1 protein-coding gene is annotated in these 1089 nt (G+C 47.3%); it reads right to left on the bottom strand.

The window, feature by feature from the left end; all coding sequences use genetic code 11:
• On the bottom strand, positions 1 to 916 hold a 916-nt coding region (locus Q0386_RS02855; protein ID WP_299026805.1), incomplete at its 3' end, for an FAD/NAD(P)-binding oxidoreductase.
• Positions 917 to 1089 lie beyond the last annotated feature (173 nt).

The raw sequence follows: 1089 nt of genomic DNA, 5'->3' as shown, positions 1-1089 counted from the left end.
TTTGCTTAGGCGGCAAGTGAAGCCAGTCGTATTTTACATCGATTAGCTCGGACGCGATTTTATCTTCGCCGTTTTGCCTATACGCCGTCCAAAACTCGAAAGTAGCGGTATTTGAGCTTTTATCGACGGCTACGATTTGGTGGCGAAGATTAAATTTTATCTTTCTTTTTATCATTATTTGAGTCATCGCCGCGGCATAAGTCGGATCGCCGAAAAGCTTGCCGCCGCCGACGTAAAGATTAACGCTGCCTTTATCGCGGTTGCCGGCCAACCTCAGCCTATCTTCGCTCATGCAAGTTACTTTTTTATTTGCGCCGCTGCATTTCATCGGGGTTTTTTGATCGCAAAATACCGCCGCACCGCCGTTTTGAGAGAATTTTTTCATCAGCTCGTTGCTTTTTACGGCGCCTTGTAGAGTATAGACGGAGGATATGTTGCCGCTCGTATCGTTAATATCCTCTAAGCTCAGCCCCTTAACGGCTTCAAAGTCGTATTCCACGCCGCTTGCTACGATTAGATAATCATACCCCAGCTCGCTCCCGTCGTCTAGGACGAGTAGATTGGCTTCGGGCTTTATCTCCGATACGTTTTTGCGTATCCACTCGGCTCCTTGCGGGATATAATCCGCTTTTTCGTAAACGACGTCGCCAGCTTCGTAGATTCCGACGGCGATTAGCGTAAAGCCCGGCTGATAGTAAAATTTCTCGTCTTTATCCACGAGAATTACCTTGGCGTTAGGCATATCTCTTCTAAGTTTAGCCGCCAACGCGATACCGCTAAGTCCCGCGCCCATTATGACGATTTTAGAATTTATATCGTCGTTTTCGCCGCCCGTTGCCGAGCAACCGCTCATACTCGCGGCTAGTCCCGCGGCCCCCATTAGCTTTAAAGCGTCTCTTCTTTGCAGTCCTTTCATAAATTCTCCTTTCAAACGAGTTTATGAAATGCTACCTAAAAAAGGCCGCCCTATCAGTAACAAAGTTACCTTAAAACGAGAATTTTAAGAAACAAGCCTTATTTCGCCGCGGCTTTGCGTTATTTGCCCGCTTCTCTCAAGCTCTTTTAGCACCCTAGATACCGCTTCTCTAG

The organism is uncultured Campylobacter sp., assembly GCF_938045625.1.
Taxonomy (GTDB): Bacteria; Campylobacterota; Campylobacteria; order Campylobacterales; family Campylobacteraceae; genus Campylobacter_A.
Note: the sequence above shows the minus strand (reverse complement) of the source record. Positions and strands in the feature narration are given on the sequence as shown.